This window comes from Clostridium sp. Marseille-Q5894, assembly GCF_946902305.1.
GTDB lineage: Bacteria > Bacillota_I > Bacilli_A > Erysipelotrichales > Coprobacillaceae > Thomasclavelia.
The window spans coordinates 16,065-38,654 of the sequence record NZ_CAMPPT010000012.1 but is presented as its reverse complement, the minus strand read 5'-3'; the positions used below and the strand labels follow the sequence as shown (position 1 = coordinate 38,654).

Here is a 22,590-nt window from a genome sequence, read left to right as displayed (position 1 = left end):
TATGGGAGTTTATAAAAACACCGATAGTTAGCTTTTGCTAACCCAGAAAGGGGAACTTATGTTTAAAAAAGTACTGGAATATGCTGGTAAGTATCGTAAAATTACTTATTTAGCAGTTATTACTTTAATTATTAGTGTAGTATTTAGTGTTATTCCTTACTATTTTGTCTATCAAATTATTGACAGTCTGTTAAGTTATCAGACGTTGACTTTTTCTTATTTGATCAATCGTCTTATTTTGATTGCGGGAAGTCTTGTGCTATATGGAATCTTATATGTATTAGGACTAACTTTATCACATCAAAGTGCTTATCATACACTAAAAAATCTACGTATTTCTTTACAAAAAAAGCTAGAAGCTAAACCCTTAGGAACGATCGAAAATAAAGGTGTTGGGGCATTAAAAAAGATGTTTATCGATGATATCGATTCAATTGAATTAATTCTTGCACATGCTTTACCAGAGGGAATAGCTAACTTAATGATACCAATTATTGTTTATATAGCGATGTTTTTAGTTGATTGGAAATTAGCTTTATTATCACTTTGTTCATTACCGCTAGGAATGTTTGCAATGGGGGCAATGTTTAAGATCGGAATGAAAGAAATGAATAATTATTATGCAGCAGCATTAAAAATGAACAATACCATCATCGAATATATCAACGGTATGGAAGTAGTCAAAGTTTTTAATCGTGATGGAGAATCTTATCATCGCTATGAAAAAGGTGTTATGTCTTATCGTGATTTAACGCTTGCCTGGTATAAGCTTTGTTATCCGTATATGGCTTTATATAGTAGTCTTATTCCATGTGTGGCAATCGTGACTTTGCCTTTAGGATCTTATTTTGTTTTATGTGGTTATTCTACTTTAAGTCATCTAGTACTTGTTTTATGTATGTCTTTTGCAATTGGGGCTCCATTACTTAAAGCAATGTCATTTGGAGGAACTTTACCACAGATCAATTATAAAGTTGAAGCACTGGAAAAGATGATGGCTTCAGCGCCATTAAAACAAAGTCAGAAAGGTTTTCAAGGAAAAAATTATGATATTGTTTTTGATGACGTTTGCTTTGCCTATGAAAAAGATGAAGTACTTCATGATATTAATATTAAGATCAAACAAGGCAGCACAGTAGCGCTTATTGGTGAGTCGGGAAGCGGGAAATCAACGCTAGCTAAATTATTAGTCCATTTCTATGACCCAACGAAAGGAACAATTAAAATTGGGACGCAAAATATCCAAGATATGAGCATTGAAGCGCTAAATCAGCAAATTTCTTATGTCTCCCAAGATCAATTTTTATTTAATACATCATTAAAAGAAAACATTCGGATTGGAAATTTAAACGCTAGTGATGAAGAAGTAAAAGAAGCAGCTAGAAAAGCACAATGTAATGAATTTTTAGATAAATTAGAAAATGGTATTGAAACATTAGCAGGTGATGGCGGAAAACAGCTTTCTGGTGGTGAAAGACAACGAATTTCATTAGCACGAGCAATATTAAAAGATGCTCCTATCATTATTTTAGATGAAGCGACGGCTTTTATGGATCCTGAAAATGAAGACAAAATGAATCAGGCAATAAGTGAAGTGATTAAAAATAAAACAGTTATTGTAATTGCTCATCGTCTGCAAACTATTATTCATGCTGATCAGATCTGTGTTTTAAATAATGGTTATTTAGAAGCAACTGGAAAACATGAACAATTGTTGCAGGTTTCACCAAGTTATCAAAAATTATGGCAGGCTGCTCTAGGCAGTGAAAAATGGAAAATAGCTGCGAAAGGAGAACATATATGATTGCACTAATTAAACGTCTTCTTAATATTTCTGGAAAATATAAGAAAAAGATCTATCAGGCATTTATTTTCTCGTTTTTAAAATCGATGTTGTCAAAAGCTCCGCTATGCTTTGCGTTTGTTGTTTTTCAAGCTTTTTATTATCAGGAAATGAATAAGCAGCTATGTCTGCAAATAGCAGCAGGTCTGGTTATTTGTGTCATTTTAGAAGCGTTATGTCAAAATTTCAGTGATCGCCTTCAATCTTTTGCAGGACTTAATATCTTTGCGAAGATGAGGATGGATTTAGGAGCACATTTAAGAAAAATGCCGATGGGATATTTTACAGAGGGTAATATTGGTAAGATCAGTTCGGTTTTATCAACGGATATGGTTTTTATTGAAGAAAACTGTATGACACAGATTGCCAATATGATGAATTATCTTTTTACTCAGGGAATCATGGTTGTTTTTATGTTCATTTTAAATATTTGGTTAGGTTTGGTTTCATTAATTTTAATTGGCATTATTTTATTGATCGCTAGAAAGATGAATGTAATAGCAATGAAAAATTCCGATATGCGTCAGCAGCAAAGTGAAAATTTAACTAATGCGGTATTAGATTATATTGAAGGAATGAGTATCATTAAAACATATAATCTTTTAGGTGAAAAATCACAGGAATTAACGAATAACTTTGTTAAAAGCTGCCAGGCAAATCTGCATTTTGAAGAAGAACTGGCACCAGCACATCGTTATTTGTCAATAGCCTGTGGATTGGCATCGGTCGTTATTTTAGGATTATCGCTGTATTTAAATCAAAAGCAAATAATCTCAGTGCCTTACTTGATGGGAGTTATTTTATTTGTATTTGATTTATTTACTCCGGTTAAGGCCTTTTATAGTCAAAATACCAGATTAACAGTCATGAACAGCTGTATGGATCGAATCGAAGAAATATTTGCCCAAAAAGAATTATCAGATGATGGTAGATCATCAGTAAATAATGATGATTTAGAAATCGCGTTTGAACATGTGCACTTTGGCTATGGTAAAAAAGAAGTACTTCATGATATTTCATTTACAATAAAGAAGAATCAGATGTTTGCATTAGTAGGAGCATCTGGAAGTGGTAAATCGACACTTGCTAATTTATTAGCCCGTTTTTGGGATATTCAATCTGGAAGTATCAAAATAAATGGTGTTGACATCCGAGATATTCCATTATCACAGTTGATGAATTCAATCAGTATGGTTTTTCAACGAGTTTATTTGTTTCAAGATACGATTTATAACAATATTGCCATGGGTAGGCCCGAGGCAACGAAAGAAGAAGTTATTGAGGCTGCTAAAAAGGCCCGATGTTATGATTTTATCATGGCTTTACCAAATGGTTTTGAAACCGTCGTTGGTGAAGGTGGGGCTTCTTTATCTGGTGGTGAAAAGCAAAGAATCGCGATTGCGCGATGCATTTTAAAAGATGCCCCAATCGTTATTTTAGATGAAGCAACGGCAAGTGTTGATGTTGATAATGAAAGTTATATTCAAGAAGCGATTTTGCAGCTTGTCAAAGGAAAAACACTATTAGTAATTGCGCATCGTTTAAATACGATTCAAGAAGCTGATCAGATTCTTGTAATCGATCAGGGTAAGATCGTCCAACAAGGCAAACATGGCCAGTTGTTACAAAGTGAAGGTATTTATAAGCAGTTTGTAACTTTGCGTCAATCAAAACAAATGTTAGATTTAAAATCAAGTGGTTAGTCAATATGACTGACCATTTTAAATAAGAAATTTTATTAATGATATTCTTGACTTTTTTAGATAAACATGATAATTTTAATATAAGTTAGCTAAGGCTAACCTATAAAATAAAATATTAGTTAGTCTAAACTAACCAAGGAGGAAGTTATGAAATTTGTATATGCATCAAGAACAGGTAATGTTGAATCAATCGTTGAAAGATTAGGATTAAGTGATCCTTTAAAAATCGAAACCGGAAGTGAAAGCTGTGATCAAGATTTTATTCTTTTCACTTATACTGATGGTTATGGAGATGTACCTGCAGAAGTAGAAGATTTTTTAAATGGTAATGGTAGTTTGTTAAAAGGGGTCATTGTCAGCGGTGATCTTGGTTATGGTGAGGCTTATTGTCAAGCTGGAGATACGATCAGCGAGCAATATCAAGTCCCATGTTTATATAAGGTAGAGAATGAAGGAACTGATGAAGATATTGTAAAAATGACAGAGATTATTAATAAACTTTAATAATGCCTACTAATGGTGATATTTTTCAAGAAAAGTTAGCGCTTTATAGTGCGCCAACTTTAGCTAATCTAAAAACAGCTAGTCTTTTTCGAATCACGAAAAAAGATTTCCCTAATTGTCATGAATGTTTGCAATATTTTAATCAAAAGTTTCGTCAGTATGGTTTGCAGATCTGTATTTTAAAAGAATATCAAACTAGTTTTTTGATTTATGTGTATCAAAATGATAAACTTTATCATACTTTAACTCATTTTCCGATTCAGAGTTTTTTAAAGCAGTATCAATATCCCTGTGATAGTGCTTTAAAAGCTATAGAACATTTGAAAATGCGTTTATTAGACGATGATTTTCCTCATGAAATTGGTATTTTTCTAGGATATCCTCTTTGTGATGTGATCGGGTTTATTAATGATAAAGATCATTATCGATATGCGGGACATTGGAAAGTTTATAGTCATGTGAAAAATAACATCAAAACTTTTAAACGTTTTGATTCTTGTACAAGAACAATTAAAAATAAAATATCTTGTGGTGAGTCAGTTTTTGATATTATGGCAAAAGTTTTTTAAAAATGATGAATTGATCTTCATCATTTTTATTTTAGATAAATATTGAGTATTTATCTTGACATCAGCAATATAAGTGGTAAAATAAAATTAACAAATGAACAATTGTTCAAATGAATAATAAAGGAGATATAAAAAATGAAAAAAACTTATAAGATTGATGTAGATTGCGCAAACTGCGCTAATAAAATGGAAGAAGCTACTAAGAAAACAGCTGGAGTCAAAGATGCCGTTGTCAACTTTATGACTTTAAAAATGACAGTTGAATTTGAAGATGGTGCAGATGTAAAAGCTGTTATGCAGGATGTTATTAAAAATTGTAAAATTGTTGAAGATGATTGTGAAATTTTCTTATAATGATTCAAACGCTGCATGACTGTAGCGTTTTTTAATGGAGGGACGAATATGAATAAGAAACAAAAAAAGGTTTTGCAAAGAATTATTATTGCATTGATCTGTATTATCGCTTTAGAATTTATTGATGTTGAAGGATATTTAGAATTTGGATTATATATGATACCTTATTTGGTTATCGGATATGATATTTTAAAAAAGGCAATCAAAGGAATTTTAAATCGTCAGGTCTTTGATGAAAATTTCTTAATGGCAGTTGCAACAGTAGGGGCAATTGCTCTAGGTGAATATAAAGAAGGCGTTGCGGTCATGCTCTTTTACCAGATCGGAGAGTTGTTTCAAAGTTATGCTGTTGGTAAAAGTCGTCGCAATATCAGTGATTTAATGGATATTAGACCCGACTACGCAAACATTGAAAATGAATCTGGAGAAGTTGAAAAAGTGGATCCTGATGAAGTAGAAATTGGAAGCATCATCGTTGTAAAACCAGGTGAAAAAATACCTCTTGATGGAATCATCATTGAGGGAAAAACTACTTTAAATACTAGTGCGCTTACAGGAGAAAGTTTACCACGTGAAGTTAGTATAAATGATGAAGTAATGAGTGGCTGTATTAATTTAAACGGTCTAATAAAGATCAAAACAACAAAAGAGTTTGGTGAATCAACAGTATCTAAGATATTAGATCTAGTTGAAAATGCCAGCTCTAAGAAATCAAGATCAGAAAATTTTATTTCTAAATTCGCTAAATATTACACACCGGCCGTTTGTTATGGTGCTGTGGCTTTAGCTTTTTTACCACCAGTTATTTCCCTATTATTTTTAAATATTGATGCGAATTGGGGTGAATGGATCTCAAGAGCATTAACGTTTTTAGTTATTAGCTGTCCTTGTGCTTTAGTCATTAGTATCCCATTAAGCTTTTTTGCGGGAATTGGTGGTGCTAGTCATGAAGGGGTTTTAGTTAAGGGATCAAATTATTTAGAAACGCTAGCCCAAACGAAATATGTTGTCTTTGATAAAACGGGAACAATGACACAAGGTGTGTTTGAAGTAACAGGAATTCATCATGCCAGTATCGATAAAGATAAATTATTGGAATATGCGGCTTTAGCAGAAAGTTATTCAACCCATCCAATTAGTAAAAGTTTACAAAAAGCATATGGTAAAGAAATTGATCAGCATCGTGTTTTAGATGTTCAGGAAATCAGTGGTCATGGAATCATTGCTAAAGTTGATGGTCAAGATGTTGCTGTTGGAAATATTAAATTAATGAAAAAATTAAATATCTCATGTCAACAATGTCATAGTGTTGGAACCGTTGTTCATGTAGCTATCAATAATGAATATGCTGGTCATATTTTAATTTCTGATTTAATGAAACCGCATGCTAAAGAAGCAATTCAAGCTTTGAAAAAAATTGGTATTAAAAAAACGATCATGTTAACTGGTGATATAAAAAGTGTTGCTGATCAAGTAGCCGAAGAATTGAAAATAGATGCAGTATACAGTGATTTATTACCATCTGATAAAGTTGACAAAGTAGAGGAAATATTGCAAAATAAAGGAAATAAAGAAAAAGTTGCTTTCGTTGGTGATGGTATCAATGATGCTCCAGTTTTATCAAGAGCAGATATTGGAATTGCTATGGGTGCTTTAGGAAGTGATGCGGCAATAGAAGCAGCTGATGTTGTTTTAATGGATGATGATCCTTTAAAAATTGCTAAAGCAATAAAAATATCGAAAAAATGTATTCGAATCGTTTATGAAAATATTTATTTTGCAATCGGCGTTAAAGTAATTTGTTTGATTTTAGGCGCTATTGGTATTGCTAATATGTGGATTGCAATTTTTGCTGATGTTGGAGTTATGGTATTAGCAGTTTTAAATGCTATTCGGGCTTTACGGGTCAGTCATTTATAGAAAGTGAGGAATATTGTGAGTAGTCAAAAAGTAGAATGCTGTGATACAGTTGAAGTTCATGAAGATTTATTAAAGATAGTCGAAGAAAAGATGCCGCCAGAAGAAGAGTTATATGATTTGGCTGAGCTGTATAAAGTTTTTGGCGATTCAACTAGAATTAGGATCTTATTTGTTTTGTTTGAAGCTGAAGTATGTGTGTGTGATTTAGCAGCAGCGCTTAACATGACGCAATCGGCAATATCACATCAGTTGCGGATTCTTAAACAAAATAAACTAGTAAAAAATAGACGAGAAGGAAAATCAATGTTTTATTCGCTTGCTGATGAACATGTTAGAACGATTATCAATCAAGGTTTGGAACATCTTCAAGAAGACTAAAAATGAGCTATTTAAGCTCATTTTTTAGTATATTGGCATATAAATGTAATTGTTGTAATGAATGGATATGGTCATTTAACTGATGCAGCTGGATCTGTCTTTCTACTGGTAAGGAAAGAAAGTAATTTCTAGAACTTGTGCTTGATTGAATTAAATGGTTTAGATTTTGATATTGCATGGTTTCACCTCACTATAGTATGGATAGAAAAGAAAAATATAGTCTTATTTTTGATGATTGAAAGAAAAAAATAGATATGATAAGATAGTTAGTATAAGCTAACTAGATGATAGGAGTATTGTGATGAGTGAAAAAATGATAATTAAAAAAGATACAGTTCAAGAAACTTTGCTTTTACCTTTGTATGGAAGAGCATATTGTGCCAAAAAATATCCCCATATTTTTAATGATCCAATTTCATTAAAAATAATAGATCAGATTGATTATGATTTCGAATCATTAAATCTAAAGGAATTTCAAATTACGACATGGGCGATTCGGCAGCGAATGTTGTGCGATAGAGTTAAAGTATATTTAAAAAAATATCCTAATGCTACGATCGTTGATTTAGGATGTGGATTAGCTACAGGATTTGGAAGTGTTGATAATGGATCATGTCATTGGATCAATATTGACTTACCAGATGTAATAGCGATTCGAAATCAATTGATTTCCTGCCAGGAACGTGAAAGTAATCTTGCTTATGATGCTTTTGATTTTACTTGGATGGAAAAGATCGAGAAGGAGCAGGGAGTTTATATTATTTGTGGAGGTTTACTTTATTATTTTCAACTAGAAAAGATCAAAGATTTAATGATTGCACTAGCAAAACATTTTCCTCAGGGCGGTATTTATTTTGATTGTGAGAGTTCCTATGGGGTAAAAAAATCTAATAAATTAGTAGAGAAGAACGGAAATAAAGGGGCAATGATGTATTTTGCTGTAGATGATGAAACGATGTTTTTAAAATGGAGCCCGTTATTTAAAAATATTCAGATCGATGCCAAGCTGCCTGATGATATTCAAAAGGCTCAAGAAATTCCTTTGATGATTCGTTTTATTTTAAAGCTTGGATGTAAAATGGGAATTATGAAGTTTGTTGAAATTTTATTTTAAGATACATTTTATTGAAGATAGAATATTCACTTAAATAATAGTATTTAAGATAAAAGTTTGTTATCCTGATTGTGATATAATATTTATGATCATGAAAAGGAGCAGAAATAAAATGGAATTAAGAACGCTTTATTATTTTTTTATGGTAGCAAGAGAAGAAAATATTACTCGAGCAGCCAAACGCCTGCATCTAGGACAGCCAGCATTGAGCCGTCAATTAATGCAGTTAGAGCAAACAGTTGGAAAACAATTATTGATAAGAGGAAAAAGGAAGATCGAGTTGACCGAAGCAGGAGTTCTGTTAAAAAGAAGAGCCGAAGAAATCATTGATCTCATTGAAAAAACAGAAAAAGAACTTATTAGCGATAATGATAATCTGACTGGTGAAATTATGCTGGGAATGGCTGAATGTTTGTATACCCATTTATTTTTACCAGATATTATTAAAAAGTTTTCTAATAAATATCCTGAAGTAACTTACGATTTTTATACTGGAAACGCAGATTTAGTTAAAGAAAAGTTAGATCAGGGTATTATAGATGTAGGAATTCTTTTGGAACCAGTAGATTTAGAAAGATATGAATATATTAGATTACCACAAAAAGAACGCTGGGGAATCGTTGTTTCTAAGGATAATCATTTAGCTAATAAAGCATCTGTAACAGCTAAAGATCTAATAAATATCCCGTTATTAAATACTAAGCGTTCGCTTGTTCAAAATGAAATAGCAAGCTGGTTTAAAAGTGATTATGAAAAACTCCATTTTATTGCAACTTATAATTTTTTATCGAATATAATTCCACTGATCACTCAAGGAATTGGCAGTGCTATTACGATTGAAGGGGCTTTTTATAATCAGTGTCATGATAAAATCAAATTTATTCCTTTTTATCCTGAATTATTGACGGGTACAGTTTTTGTTTGGAAAAAGCATCAAACTTTATCACCGCTGATTACTAAATTTATCGATGAAGTTTATCATGCAATTAATGAATGATAAATCATTAAAAATAAGTATTAGACATAATAATAGAAGAACGTTAGAATGTAGATGTTAAAGGATATCTACATTTTTTGTTGATTGAAGATATCTGATGATAGATTAAAAATATGTGGAGGTAGATAAAAATGGAAGAATTCAAACCGTTATTTGCAATTGGTGAAAAAAATGATGCTTATGCAAAATATTTTGTAGGCCAAAGTTATTTAGCACTGCTGGCTAATAATCAAGGCGTGGGGGTTGCTAATGTAACATTTGAACCAGGCTGTCGTAATAATTGGCATATTCATCATAAAGGGGCACAAATCCTACTTTGTGTAGATGGTAGAGGATATTATCAAGAGTGGGGTAAAGAAGCAATTGAACTTCATCCTGGCGATGTTGTAAGTATTCCCACAGAAGTAAAACATTGGCATGGTGCTGCTAAAGACAGCTGGTTTTCCCATATTGCAATTGAAGTTCCGGCAGAAGGCGCATCTAATGAATGGTGTGAACCAGTAAGCGAAGAAGAGTATCAGCGTTTAAAATAAATTTGATATAAGAGAAAAATAATATGAAGCGACCTTATATATTTTGTCATATGTTGACTTCACTCGATGGAAAAATCATGGGAAATTATATGAATCTTCAAGAGTGTGATGAACCGAGTGATAAATTCTACGATATTGCATTTGGTAAAAATGCTTATTATAAACATCAAGGCTGGCTGTCAGGAAGAATAACAACAGATGATAATTTTACATTATACAAAAAACCGCTATTAGACAAAAATGCTCCGTTAGTACCAGAGGGAGATTTTATTGCAACTGGCAATTATCAGATGTATTATGTTTCTATTGATTTATCAGGTAAATTAGGATGGCAAGAGAATACTCTAACTTATCAGGATACTTCAGCCCATATTATTGAAGTATTAAGCCAAAAAGCAAGTAATTCCTATAAAGCAATGTTACAAAAATTAAATATTTCATATATCATTGCGGGAAAAGACCAATTAGATTATGAACAGCTACTGGATAAATTATATCGAAAATTTCAAATTAAAACTTTAATGTTAGGCGGTGGTGGTGTACTTAACTGGTCATTTATTCAGGCGGGATTATGTGATGAATTAAGTATTGTTATTGCCCCAGCAGCTGATGGTTCGGCTACAGCACCGACTTTATTTGAAACTAAAGCTGGATTGACGCAAAATAATCCAATTGGTTTTAAATTAAAGAATGTCGAAGTTCTGACTCATGGTGGTATATGGTTACGTTATGAAATCAATCATAATAAAAAGTGATTCTGGTTTAAGTTAATATTTTAAAAAAGAGAGAAGAATGATGAATTTTATTTCATCATTTTTATTAGTTGATAAAAATAGTTAATAATGTTGATGAAAGCTGAAAGTATAATACATTGACTTGTAACGCTTGCAAGAGCCGATTGAATTTTTATTTTTGATCAAGCCGGTATTTATCGAGATTTGAAAAAATAAAAACAGCTTAAGTTTTTATTATTGTAATAATTGACATGACAATAATAGAAGACTAAAATATATTTTGAATAAAAGATAAATAGGTTGGAGGGAAATATGCAGATTTCTAGTAGATTTACTCTTGCAATACATATATTTGCATGTATTGATACATTCGCTAAAGATAGAAAGATAACAAGTGATTTTTTAGCGTTAAGCACAAATGTTAATCCTGTCATTATTAGAAAAATATTAGGACAGCTAAAAACAGCAAAGTTAGTAAATGTTGTAAGGGGCAGTGGCGGGGCTTCTATTGCAAAGCCATTAGATGAAATTACATTTTTAGATATATATAAGGCAGTTGATTGTATTGGAAATGGTGAATTATTTCATTTTCATGAAAATCCTAATCAAGAATGTGAAGTAGGAAGAAACATTCATGATGTATTAGATGATAAGCTTTTAAGAGTACAAAATGCGATGGAAAGAGAATTAGCGTCAATTACTTTAAAAGATGTTATTGAAGATACTAAAAAATGTATTGCAAATGAACGAAATAATCAAAGGTAATCTAAAAAATTAGATTACCTTTAATATTAATTGCGTTTATTATATATTTAAAAAAAACGGTTGTAATGATTGACATTACAATAAAGGTGTGATATATTTTTTATTGTAATAAAAAAAGTTACAACAAGGAGGAAATAGTATGGATAAAGTTGTAGAATTTTTAACTAATAACCCAGTACAATATTTAGCTACAGTAGGAAGAGATGGCAAAGCAAAATGCCGACCTTTTATGTTTAGTTTTGAAAAAAAAGGGAAATTATGGTTTACAACAGGAAATCAAAAAGATGTTTATAAAGATATGCAAGAAAATCCTTATATTGAAATTTGTATTTCATCACCAGAATTTGCATGGCTTAGAATCAATGGGAAAGCTGTATTTGAAAATAATTTAGAAATTAAAAAGGCAGCTTTAGAAAATCCCATCGTTAAAGAGAATTATCAGACACCTGATAATCCAACATTTGAAGTCTTTTATTTAGCAGATCTGCATGGTGTTATTGCTGATTTCAGTGGTAATCCACCATATGAATTTTAATCAATAATAAAGTGATAAGCAGCTTGATAGTTTCAAGCTGCTTATTTAGTAGAAAATTTTTGTAAAATAGATATAAGATTTATTGTTATCGTAATATTAATATATAAATCATGATGAATGATAGGATAAAGAGGCTTGTCGGTGTGAGGGTAAAATGATAAACTAAAGTTAGTTAAAGCTAATCGAGGTACTGATATGAAAGATATATATCATAAAGAATGGTTTAGTAAACAAGCCTTTATAACAAAAATTGAAAAAGATTATCTTAAAATTGATTATGGATGTATGGGTAAAGGAGACGTTTATTATTTTTTGATTTGTAAAGGGATGCAAATCGTGATAGTCGATGTTGATACCGATGATCTTATTTTTACGCAAACTTATGATCATGATGTTTTATGTCTTACTTATACATTAGAAGGACGTTATGAGTGTGAATTTGCTAATCATCAGATCGTTTATATTCCTGAAGGGTATTTTAGTATCTGCAGCTCTAAATATCTTCCGATTTCAACATCTTTTCCTTTAAACAGCTGTAAAACAGTTTCCTTAGTAATTGAGCAAGATCATTTAGATCAGTCATTTGTTGATGCTGTTTTTGAATTATCGTTAGATATTAAACATTTAGGCAAACATCTTGATTTAGATAAAAACTGGTATTTATCTAAAGCTAGCAATAGTATGCGACAATTATTTATCGATATTTATCAAGGAATCGATATTCATAATTTAAATTATTATAAAATCAAGGCATTAGAAATTTGTTATTATCTTGAACAGCTTTGTCAAAATCATGGTTGTAGTTTTCAGTATTTTGATAAAGGCAAAATACAAATAGTCAAAAAGATTCATGATCGAATGATCGAGGATCTGGAAAATAGAATTTCATTAGTGCAGTTAATTAATGAAAATTCTATAAGTATGACAGTTTTTAAAATGATTTTTAAACAAATTTATGGTGAAACACCGTATAATTATTTAAAAAAATATAAAATGAATATTGCTGCAAAGCAGTTGAAAGAGACAGATAAAAATATTAGCGATATTGCGCTTTCATTAGGTTATGCAAACCCGAGTAAATTTTCAGCAGCCTTTACTGCAGTTTATGGAATCTTACCCAAGGAATATCGAAAAAGAAAATGACTTTTTGGGCTATTTTATAAGGATAGTAGACGTATCAGGGTAGAAGAAAAGAGAATAAATTTTTATAATTAACACAAGTTAGTTTTAGCTAACTTGTGTTTTTTTGAAAGGAGAAAATGTATGAATGAAAAAAAATTGAAACCCAAAAAGGGCTTATCAAGATGTTTAGAACTAGCTGCAGATAAAAAAGGATTAGTAATCGGATCAATGATTTTATCTTCTTTAGCAGCAATAGCTTCTTTTGTTTCCTATTTAGCAATTTATTTGATCATTAGAGAAATTATTCAAATTTATCCGGATTTTTCTTTATTGGATGTCAAGGTGATCATGTCTTATGCCTGGTTTGCTATAGCTGGTATCTTTGCAAATATCCTAATTTATTTTTTAGCGTTACTATGTTCTCATTTAGCTGCATTTGGAACACTCTATGAATTAAAAATAATCTTTGCAAAACATCTGACAAAAATTCCTTTAGGTTATCATTATTTAATTGGCAGTGGTCGAATGCGAAAAATTATGGATGAAAATATTGAAAGTATAGAAGGATTTATTGCTCATCAATTACCTGATCTAGTTGCTTCATTTACAGCTGTGGTTGTTATGATGATCATTTTATTGGCAATCGATTGGCGTTATGGACTAGTTTCAATGCTTGGGATCGTTTTGGCAGTTTTAACACAATTTCTTGGTTATGGCGGGAAAGAAGCGAAAAAAAACATGCAGAATTATCAAACGGCTTTAGAAGACATGAGTAGTGCATCAGTAGAATACATTCGGGGAATGAGTGTTATTAAAGCATTTAATCAAGGTGGCGGATTTTTTAAAAAGTTAGATGCAGCATTTGAAAGATATACGCAGTTTGCAATTGCTTTTTCAATGGGCTGGAAAAACTGGATGCCAGCATTTACGACGATCATTAATAATATTTATTTATTTTTAATTCCTTTAGGTATCTATTTAGCGAAACATACGACAAATTATCCTGCCTTTGTAACAACATTTATTTTTTATTTAATTTTCGTTCCTTCGATTGCAGGAGTTCTAAATAAGATCATGTATATTTCAGAATCATTTATGAAAATTAATGGTGACGTAGCTAGAATGGATGAAATTTTGAATATTCCTGAAAATAAAGAAGCGCTTCATTCATCGTCAATCAAAGATACCGCGATAATATTGGATCATGTAAGTTTTGCATATGATAAAAAAGAGGATATCAAAGCATTGGATAATGTCAGTTTTAAGATTCCTCAAGGAAAAATTACGGCAATTGTTGGCCCTAGTGGTGGTGGAAAGAGTACGATTGCTAATTTGATTTGTCGTTTTTATGATGTGGATGCAGGAAATATTAAAATTGGTGATGTTGATATTAGAGATCTTAAAACAGCAGCGTTGATGGAGACGATCAGTTTTGTTTTTCAAGATACATTTTTATTTAAAATATCGATAAAAGAAAATATTAGAATCGGTAAACCAGATGCTACTGATGAAGAAATTATTAGAGTTGCAAAATTAGCACAATGTCATGATTTTATTATGAAATTGCCACAGGGCTACGATACTTTGATCGGAGTGGCAGGAACATATCTTTCTGGAGGAGAAAAACAACGAATCACGATTGCTCGAGCAATGATCAAAAATGCTCCTATATTAGTATTGGATGAAGCGAGTTCATTTTGTGATATTGAAAACGAATATTTGATTCAAAAAGCGCTTAGACAGCTAATGAAGAATAAAACAGTTATAATGATTGCTCATCGCCTTTCAACAGTTCAATATGCCGATCAAATCATTGTCTTAGAACAGGGACGTTTAATTGAAAAAGGAAGGCATGATGAATTGCTTAAAAACAATGGCCGTTATGCTGCGATGTGGCATGATTATACTGAAGCGAAGCAATGGAAAGTATATAGAAAGGCGGAATTAATGTGAAAAGGTTAAAGAAATATTTATTATTAAGCGAAAAAGGTTATCAAGATTTAAAGAAAGCTATTATTGCTTGTACAATAACTAATATCACGATGTTATTACCCGTTATGATCGCAGTAGGTATTTTTGTTGAAATATTAAATCCTCTTAATGGAAAACCTTTAAACCAAACTAAATTATGGCTAATGTTTGTAATGGGAATTGTTTTTGCTGTAATCGTTTTTCTGGCGGCAAAAAATGATTATAAAAAGACATATCTTGTTTCTTATCTAGAAGCTAAAAATATAAGAGTTCGGCTGGCTAAACAGCTTGAAAAACTGCCAATGAGTTTTTTTAATACTAAAAATCTTTCAGAATTAACAACTAATATGATGGCTGATTGTCGAAGTATGGAATCAATGCTTAGCAGTACGCTGCCCCCGCTCATTGCTAATGTAGTGTCGATGACGATCACTTGTATTGGGATGTCATTTTTCGATTGGCGAATGGCTTTAGCAGTTTTTAGTACACTACCAGTTTCTTTTTTGGTTATTTTATTAAGTCGAAAAAAACAAAGAAGTTTATTTGAAAAACAGGTAGCAACAAATTTAGAAGCTTCTAATCAGGTTCAAGAATATCTTGAAGGAATCAAAGTTATTAAAGCGAATAATTTAGCGGGACAGCAATTTCAAGCTTTAAATCAAGCCTTACTTGCAATGAAAAAAATAGCAATCAAAGTTGAATTGATAGTGGGGATGTTTATTTCAAGTGCTAATATTATTTTACAGGCTGGACTAGGAATATCGATTTTTATAGGGGTTTCGCTTTTAAGTGAAGGTAAAATAGAGTTTATAAATTTATTGATGTTTTTAATGATTTCTACTAGAATTTATGGACCAATCATTGCATTGATGGGACAGCTTTCAACGTTATTGCATTTAGAAACAGTTACAAAACGTATGCGTACTGTCTTAACAGCTGTACCAATGGCCGGAAAAAAGGCGACAGTCGATAATTTTAATATTAATATCGATCATATTTCTTTTGCTTATCAAAAGAATCTCGTTATTGATGATGTTAGTATGCAGATTCCTCAAGGCTCAGTTATTGCTTTTGTTGGTCCTTCTGGTAGCGGAAAAAGTACTTTAGTTAAATTGATTTCACGATTTTTTGATGTTGATAAAGGGATGATTACGATCGGTAATAAAAATATTAAAGAAATTCAGCCTGATAGTTTGATGCAGTATATGTCATTTGTCTTTCAAGACGTAATTTTGTTTAATGATACGATATATAATAATATTCATATTGGCAATATGAAGGCCTCAAAAGAAGAAGTGATTGCTGCAGCAAAAGCAGCAATGATTCATGAATATATTGAACAGTTACCAGGGGGATATGATACTGTTTTAGGAGAAAATGGGGCAACATTATCGGGAGGACAGCGACAGCGGCTTTCTATTGCTAGAGCTATTTTAAAAGATGCTCCGATTATTTTATTGGATGAAGCTACTGCAAGTCTGGATCCTGAAAATGAAGTTTTGATCCAAAAAGCAATTTCTAAATTAGTCCGTGGAAAAACGGTAATAATGATTGCTCATAGATTAAAAACGATTACTGAAGCAGATCAGATATTTGTTTTAAATAATGGAAAAATCGTTGAACAGGGAACCCATAAACAATTATTAATGCAACAGGGTCTATATCATAAATTATTTTATCTGCAAAAAGATAGTGCCAATTGGGCTATCTAATAAAAGGGTGTTTTTAGTGAACACCTTTTTATTAAAAGCAAAATTTAAGGCCTCATCAAATTTTTATTCAATATAGTTTTGAGCCTCTTTGAGATAATCAAGAATATGAGCAGTTAATTGTTCTGGTACATTGCGTGAATTCTCTTTGATCCAGTGAACAAGGATATTCCAAAGACCACCTTGGGTAAAATAGTAAGCATATTTTGAATAATCTAAAGCAGCTTCTAGAGTTTCAGGAATTTCAGGTTGAATGTTTTTTCCAACGTGTTGATATATAAGATCATCTTGGAGGTCTCCTAAAAAGTGCAGCAGATGATTTTTTTCTAAAAGATATAAGAAGTCGATGTGTTTATCCCAAAATTCAAAATATGAAAGAATATATGTTTTAAAAGTCAAAGAACCTCTGTTTTTTATTGAAGTTGACATTTCTTGTAAAATATGACCACAGTATAATTTCAAAATATCTTCTTTTTTTGTAAAGTGTCGATAGAATGTTTTTCGGTCGTAATCAGCTTTTTTTGCAAGTTCTTTGATCGTTATCGTATCAAAACTTTTTTTCTCTAATAGTTCCAACAAAGCTTTTATAAAGCATTGTTGGCAACGGCTTAGATTTTGGATATTTATTATTGTCATTGTTTTATTACTCCTTTCATGCCCCAAAATTTGATATATGTAGCACTTGTTTGGGTTTTATTGAATTTTTTATGTTGATATTATATCATTGATTTAAAGATGTCACTAGTGTGACATTTATTTAAAAAAATGATGTTAGATAGTTCTAACTTATTGGAGGTAAAGATGGAAAAAGAACAAGACCGTGTTAAATCAAAATATCTTTTTCAATTAACTGATAATAATCAGAAAATTTCACTGTATATCGCAATCATTTTAAGCATCATATCAGGACTGATGACTTTTGTACCGTATATCATGATTTTTAAAACGATCTTATTTTTATCTGATGATAATGGTGAAATAAAAAGTGTTTTGCTATATGGATCTATAGCTGCTTTAGCAATTGTTTTAAAATTTGTATTTTTGGCATTTTCGATGGCAATCACACATATTGGTGCTTATAATCTGCTTTATGTTGTAAGGAAAAAAATGTGTAAACATCTTGGAAAGGTGGAATTAGGCTTTTTTACTGATCATAATACTGGTGAGATCAAAAAAATATTAGTGGAGGATGTTGAACGATTAGAAAATTTTTTTGCACATCAAATTCCTGATATAACAGTAGCTGTTGTGGTTCCTATTATTGTTTTTATTTATTTGTTTTATGTAAATTATCTTATGGCCTTAATATTAGTCGTGCCTATTTTAATTACTTTAATTATTCAAATGCTGGAGATGCATATTGCTAAACCGATCATGAAAGACTTTTCGACTATTTTAGGAAATTGTAATTCTGGAATCATGCAGTATATTAGTGGCATGTCAGTTATGAAAGCTTATAATTTAACAGCAGATGCGTATAAAAACTATGCTCATGCTATTTATGATTATAATGATTTATGGATAAGATTCAGCAAGATCTTAGCTCCGCTAAGTGCTGTGATGAAGGTCGTGATAGAATCGGGGATCTTTTTTGTTTTGCCAATAGGAGGATACATGTATTTAAAGGGAAATTTGGGGTTAGAACAATATATTTTTTTCATTATTATGAGTATTGTTTTTTTATCTTCATATAATAATTTATTGAATTTTGCCCAGATTTTTAGTCAAATTTCTTCGGGGTTGGCAGAAATCAAGCGAGTAATGGATATTCCGGAAATAAGATCAAAGCACCAGCATATAGAGGTTACCAAAACACATGCAATTCAATTTGAAAATGTAAGTTTTGCTTATAATAAAAAGATGGTTTTAAAAAATGTTGATCTAGAGATAGAAAAAGGTAGTTTTACAGCTTTGGTGGGAGCATCAGGGGCGGGAAAAACAACAGCAGCTCAGTTGATTCCCCGTTTCTTTGATGTTGTCGAGGGAGCTATTAAAATTGATGGAATTGATATAAAAGATATTGCCACTGATAATCTGATGGAGCTTATTTCTTTTGTATTCCAAGAAACTTTTATGTTAAATGATACGATTTACCAAAATATTGCAATTGGCAAAAAAAACTGTTCTCAAGAAGAAGTGGAAAAGGCTGCTAAAGCTGCACAAATACATGATTTTATTTTAACTTTACCGCATGGATACCAAACCAAAACAGGAGAAACGGGAATAAAGATGTCGGGAGGACAAAAACAGCGCATATGCATTGCTAGAGCTATTTTAAAAAATTCACCTATTATTATTTTTGATGAAGCAACCAGTTTTACAGATCTCGAAAATGAACATAAAATACAGTTGGCTTTGGAAACGCTATTAAAAGGAAAAACAACGATCATGATAGCTCATCGTCTACATACGATAGTAGAAGCTGATCAGATCTGCGTCTTTGAAAATGGACGATTGAAAGAAAAAGGGACTCATAGCACTTTGTTACAGCAAGATGAAAGATATAAAAAAATGTGGGATATTTATTGCAAAAGAGGTGATTTTAAATGATCAAAGTGATTTGCTGGATTAAAGAACTGTCAGGTAAAGAAAGTAAAAAACTTATTTTACCAGTTGTTTTATCGATCATTGATTCTTTATTAAATTCATATATGTATGGAATTATGCTGTTTTTGTTACTGGATCTATTAAATAAAACATTTACTTATCAAAAACTTTTATTATATACTACTGTTTTAATTATAGTTTTTGTTGTACGGTGTATAATACAAGCGATCAGTTTTACAAAAGCTCAGTGTACGGGTTCAAAAATAACTTATCATCTAAGATTGCAAATAGCAAATCATTTACGCCGCTTAAATTTGGGCTATTTTGATAACAATAGTATTGGAAAATTAACAGAAGTTTTAATTACTGATGTCAGTGATTTTAATACGATCATCACACATTGTTTATGTGATCTAGTTAAAGTTATTTCTTTTACGATTATTTCTATAATAGTTGCTTTTTTGATAAATTGGCAATTTGGTCTTGTTTTAATGATATTAGTCATTATAGCAATGCCTTTGCTTATTATATCGGGAAAGATTTCAGCAAAAAATTCTGTAAAATTAAAAAGAGCAAATCAAGATGTTACAGCCCAGATCATTGAATATGTAACAGGAATGAAAACATTTCGCTTATATAATCTGATTGGGAGTCATTTTAAAAGATTAAATCAAGCTTTACAAAATTTAAAAGCGGCATCGATTAAAGCTGAAGTTTCCCTCTTACCGTTAGCATTAGGATTTTCTACTATTACTTCTTTTATCATTCCGATAACTTTAATGTTAGGCGTGTATTTATTTTCAAAAGGAATAATAAGCAGAGTTGATTTTTTGATTATTATTTTATTATCAGTTTCAATTTCTAATATAATGAGTGTATTAAGCTCGTTATATCCACAAGTTCGTGCGATTTTAAAAGCATCAGAAAATATTTTGTTGATATTACATGAAAAACCATTACCTTATACAAAGGATACTGTTTGTTTCAAGAATTATGATATTAAATTTTCACATGTATTTTTTCAATATTCAGATCGTCTAAAAGTACTGCAGGATGTTTCATTTCTTGCTAGACAAGGAACAATGACTGCTTTGATTGGTCCGTCTGGTTCTGGAAAAACAACAATTGCAAGTTTGATAGCTCGTTTTTGGGATGTGCAAAAGGGAATGATCACGATTGGTGGAGAAAATATAAAAGAAATTGCCCCAGATACTTTAACCAAATATATATCAATTGTTTTTCAGGATGTATATTTATTAAATGATACAGTGTTTAATAATATATGTTTAGGTAATTTGAATGCGACTAAAGAAGCTGTTATTGCTGCTGCAAAAGCTGCTAATTGTCATGAATTTATTAAAGAAATGGAGCATGGATATGATACGATCATCGCAGAGGGTGGTTCTACTTTATCTGGAGGTCAGAAACAAAGAATTTCAATTGCCCGAGCTTTACTAAAAGATGCGCCAATTATTTTATTGGATGAAACAACTTCAAATCTTGATGCCGATAATGAATTTGAAATACAGGCAGCTTTTAAGAAATTAATGAAAAATAAAACGGTTTTAGTTATTGCCCATCGTCTCAATACGATCATCAATGCCGATAATATTATTGTTTTAGATGATGGCGTCATTATTGAAAGTGGAAGACACCAGGATCTTTTACAACAAAAGGGCTGGTATGCTGCCATGGTTGAAGCCCAACAAAAAGCTCAAGATTGGAAAATATCTAGTGATTAATTTTTGATAGAAGGTGAAAAAATGAAAAAGATTGCGATTATTTCTGATACTCACGATGTTTTAAGAGATGAGGTCATTAAAGAATTAAATACTTGTGATTTGATTTTTCATGCTGGTGATTTTGTTAAAGAAGAAATTTATCAACAATTACAAAAAATTGCCCCAATTATAGCGGTAAAGGGGAATAATGATAAATTTGATTTGCCTGAAGAGCTTAATTGTGAGATAGCAGGTCATAAATTTTATTTAACGCATCAAAAGAAGGATGTTCAAAATGTCGATTTTTATATTTTTGGACATTCTCACCGCTATTTAGAACAAAAGATCGATAACACTTATTATCTTAATCCTGGCAGTTGTGGCAGAAGACGGTTTTCATTACCGCTGACATATATGATTTTATATATTGATAAAAATAATTATTATGTTGTACGTAGAGAAATAAAACGATAATATCTGATTAAATCAATATAATTTAGAGATTTCATGAATTGATGATAATGATTTTAATAAAAAATCAAAAAATATATTGCAATATAAGTCTAAACATGATATTATAAGTAGGCAGTCGAGGAAACGGAGACATACTCAAGAGGCTGAAGAGGCGCCCCTGCTAAGGGTGTAGGTCGGGAAACTGGCGCGAGGGTTCAAATCCCTCTGTCTCCGCCATTCAATTGGTCTGGTAGTTCAGTTGGTTAGAATGCCGCCCTGTCACGGCGGAGGTCGCGGGTTCGAGTCCCGTCCAGACCGCCAATTAGATGATTAGTTCTGTTCAACAGAACTTTTTTGTATTTAAAAAGCAAATCTTATGATTTGCTTTTGTTGATATAGGCGTGCATAATCGCGATCATTGTTTTAGAATCAAAGATTTCACCACAAACAACTTTTTGATATGCTTCATCGATATCCATGGCAATAACTTCAATTTCTTCATCCTCATCACAAGCACGAGGATTTTCAACTTTAAAAACATCTTTAGCTTCATAGATATATAACCATTCATCACTATAACCAGGAGTTGGTAAAAATTTTGCAATTTTATCGATACTTTTAGCACTGTAACCAGTTTCTTCTTCTAATTCACGCAAAGCACAAATTTCTGTATTTTCATTTAATTCTAATTTACCAGCAGGAATTTCTAAAGTATCTGTGGCATTAGGGTAGCGATATTGTTTAACAAGCAGAATTTTATTTTCAACGACTGCTAAAACGCCCACACCACCATGATGTCTGACAACTTCTCGAGTAGCTTCATTACCATTTTCACAAATTACTTTATCTTTATAAACTTTAATGATTTTGCCATCATAAATCAATTCACTAGCTATTTTCTTTTCCATTAGTTTCACCTCAAATAAAATTATAACAAAAAAGTATGCGGGGGTGCATACTTTTTTATATTATTTCACGTAAGGGTGATAATAGGGGGTATGTAAAGTGAATCATCTTCACTTGACAATAATATTATAGCATTCAGATTTAAAAATGTAAAGGGTTTCATTAAAATAGTTGCGGAATTATTTGGGAAATTTGTTATAATAATCTATGGT

21 protein-coding genes and 2 tRNA genes are annotated in these 22,590 nt (G+C 31.4%); 21 read left to right on the top strand and 2 right to left on the bottom strand.

What is annotated here, in order from left to right:
- The first annotated feature begins 58 nt into the window (after positions 1 to 58).
- From OC535_RS13950 to OC535_RS13875, 16 genes are all read left to right on the top strand, one after another.
- On the top strand, positions 59 to 1,804 hold the full coding sequence (locus tag OC535_RS13950; protein WP_498824088.1) for an ABC transporter ATP-binding protein: 1,746 nt from the start codon (positions 59 to 61) through the stop codon (positions 1,802 to 1,804).
- Positions 1,801 to 3,546, top strand: a complete 1,746-nt coding sequence (locus OC535_RS13945; RefSeq protein ID WP_227052572.1) for an ABC transporter ATP-binding protein — start codon at positions 1,801 to 1,803, stop codon at positions 3,544 to 3,546. Before OC535_RS13950 ends, OC535_RS13945 begins: the two co-directional genes overlap by 4 nt.
- Positions 3,547 to 3,693: 147 nt before the next feature.
- Complete coding sequence (gene nrdI, locus OC535_RS13940; protein ID WP_498824087.1) at positions 3,694 to 4,050, top strand: class Ib ribonucleoside-diphosphate reductase assembly flavoprotein NrdI; 357 nt, start codon at positions 3,694 to 3,696, stop codon at positions 4,048 to 4,050.
- Positions 4,051 to 4,052: 2 nt separating this feature from the next.
- On the top strand, positions 4,053 to 4,619 hold the full coding sequence (locus tag OC535_RS13935) for a DUF3793 family protein (protein ID WP_227052574.1): 567 nt from the start codon (positions 4,053 to 4,055) through the stop codon (positions 4,617 to 4,619).
- A gap of 135 nt (positions 4,620 to 4,754) precedes the next feature.
- A complete protein-coding gene (locus OC535_RS13930; protein ID WP_024720694.1) occupies positions 4,755 to 4,973 on the top strand; it encodes a cation transporter in 219 nt (72 codons plus the stop codon).
- 48 nt (positions 4,974 to 5,021) lie between these two features.
- Positions 5,022 to 6,893 carry a heavy metal translocating P-type ATPase gene (locus OC535_RS13925; RefSeq protein ID WP_498824086.1) on the top strand — a complete coding sequence of 624 codons (1,872 nt, stop codon included), beginning with the start codon at positions 5,022 to 5,024 and terminating at the stop codon, positions 6,891 to 6,893.
- Positions 6,894 to 6,905: 12 nt separating this feature from the next.
- Positions 6,906 to 7,271 (top strand): ArsR/SmtB family transcription factor, encoded by a 366-nt coding sequence (locus OC535_RS13920; protein ID WP_498824105.1) that lies wholly within the window; start codon positions 6,906 to 6,908, stop codon positions 7,269 to 7,271.
- A gap of 301 nt (positions 7,272 to 7,572) precedes the next feature.
- Entirely contained in the window at positions 7,573 to 8,385 is an 813-nt protein-coding gene (locus OC535_RS13915) for a class I SAM-dependent methyltransferase (protein WP_498824085.1), read from the top strand.
- A gap of 112 nt (positions 8,386 to 8,497) precedes the next feature.
- Positions 8,498 to 9,382: a LysR family transcriptional regulator gene (locus OC535_RS13910; RefSeq protein WP_498824084.1), complete on the top strand. Its 885-nt coding sequence runs from the start codon at positions 8,498 to 8,500 to the stop codon at positions 9,380 to 9,382.
- Positions 9,383 to 9,513: 131 nt separating this feature from the next.
- Complete coding sequence (locus OC535_RS13905) at positions 9,514 to 9,915, top strand: cupin domain-containing protein (protein ID WP_227052579.1); 402 nt, start codon at positions 9,514 to 9,516, stop codon at positions 9,913 to 9,915.
- Between the two features lie 23 nt (positions 9,916 to 9,938).
- Positions 9,939 to 10,670, top strand: coding sequence for a dihydrofolate reductase family protein (locus OC535_RS13900; RefSeq protein WP_024720691.1), 732 nt, complete (start codon positions 9,939 to 9,941; stop codon positions 10,668 to 10,670).
- Positions 10,671 to 10,961: 291 nt separating this feature from the next.
- Positions 10,962 to 11,414, top strand: a complete 453-nt coding sequence (locus tag OC535_RS13895) for an Rrf2 family transcriptional regulator (RefSeq protein WP_227052580.1) — start codon at positions 10,962 to 10,964, stop codon at positions 11,412 to 11,414.
- Between the two features lie 139 nt (positions 11,415 to 11,553).
- Positions 11,554 to 11,949: a pyridoxamine 5'-phosphate oxidase family protein gene (locus OC535_RS13890; RefSeq protein WP_498824083.1), complete on the top strand. Its 396-nt coding sequence runs from the start codon at positions 11,554 to 11,556 to the stop codon at positions 11,947 to 11,949.
- Positions 11,950 to 12,144: 195 nt separating this feature from the next.
- Positions 12,145 to 13,092 (top strand): helix-turn-helix domain-containing protein, encoded by a 948-nt coding sequence (locus OC535_RS13885; protein ID WP_024720688.1) that lies wholly within the window; start codon positions 12,145 to 12,147, stop codon positions 13,090 to 13,092.
- A 120-nt stretch (positions 13,093 to 13,212) separates the two neighbouring features.
- Positions 13,213 to 15,024, top strand: coding sequence for an ABC transporter ATP-binding protein (locus OC535_RS13880; RefSeq protein ID WP_498824082.1), 1,812 nt, complete (start codon positions 13,213 to 13,215; stop codon positions 15,022 to 15,024).
- The gene (locus OC535_RS13875; protein WP_498824081.1) at positions 15,021 to 16,754 is read left to right on the top strand and encodes an ABC transporter ATP-binding protein; all 1,734 of its coding nucleotides are present in this window, start codon (positions 15,021 to 15,023) and stop codon (positions 16,752 to 16,754) included. The genes OC535_RS13880 and OC535_RS13875 overlap by 4 nt, the downstream gene beginning before the upstream one ends.
- A gap of 63 nt (positions 16,755 to 16,817) precedes the next feature.
- Here the strand turns inward: OC535_RS13875 and OC535_RS13870 are convergent, their stop codons facing one another.
- A complete protein-coding gene (locus OC535_RS13870) occupies positions 16,818 to 17,387 on the bottom strand; it encodes a TetR/AcrR family transcriptional regulator (RefSeq protein WP_227052584.1) in 570 nt (189 codons plus the stop codon).
- 165 nt (positions 17,388 to 17,552) lie between these two features.
- On the opposite strand from OC535_RS13870, the gene OC535_RS13865 reads away from it, so the two are divergent.
- From OC535_RS13865 to OC535_RS13845, 5 genes are all read left to right on the top strand, one after another.
- Positions 17,553 to 19,301: an ABC transporter ATP-binding protein gene (locus OC535_RS13865; RefSeq protein WP_227052585.1), complete on the top strand. Its 1,749-nt coding sequence runs from the start codon at positions 17,553 to 17,555 to the stop codon at positions 19,299 to 19,301.
- Positions 19,298 to 21,040: an ABC transporter ATP-binding protein gene (locus OC535_RS13860; protein WP_498824080.1), complete on the top strand. Its 1,743-nt coding sequence runs from the start codon at positions 19,298 to 19,300 to the stop codon at positions 21,038 to 21,040. The genes OC535_RS13865 and OC535_RS13860 overlap by 4 nt, the downstream gene beginning before the upstream one ends.
- A gap of 21 nt (positions 21,041 to 21,061) precedes the next feature.
- A complete protein-coding gene (locus OC535_RS13855; protein ID WP_498824079.1) occupies positions 21,062 to 21,493 on the top strand; it encodes a metallophosphoesterase family protein in 432 nt (143 codons plus the stop codon).
- A gap of 125 nt (positions 21,494 to 21,618) precedes the next feature.
- Positions 21,619 to 21,709: transfer RNA gene (locus OC535_RS13850), tRNA-Ser, on the top strand.
- Positions 21,710 to 21,716: 7 nt separating this feature from the next.
- A tRNA-Asp gene (locus OC535_RS13845) sits at positions 21,717 to 21,793 on the top strand.
- A gap of 53 nt (positions 21,794 to 21,846) precedes the next feature.
- On the opposite strand, the gene OC535_RS13840 is transcribed toward OC535_RS13845, so the two are convergent.
- The gene (locus tag OC535_RS13840; protein ID WP_498824078.1) at positions 21,847 to 22,380 is read right to left on the bottom strand and encodes an NUDIX hydrolase; all 534 of its coding nucleotides are present in this window, start codon (positions 22,378 to 22,380) and stop codon (positions 21,847 to 21,849) included.
- Positions 22,381 to 22,590: the final 210 nt, after the last annotated feature.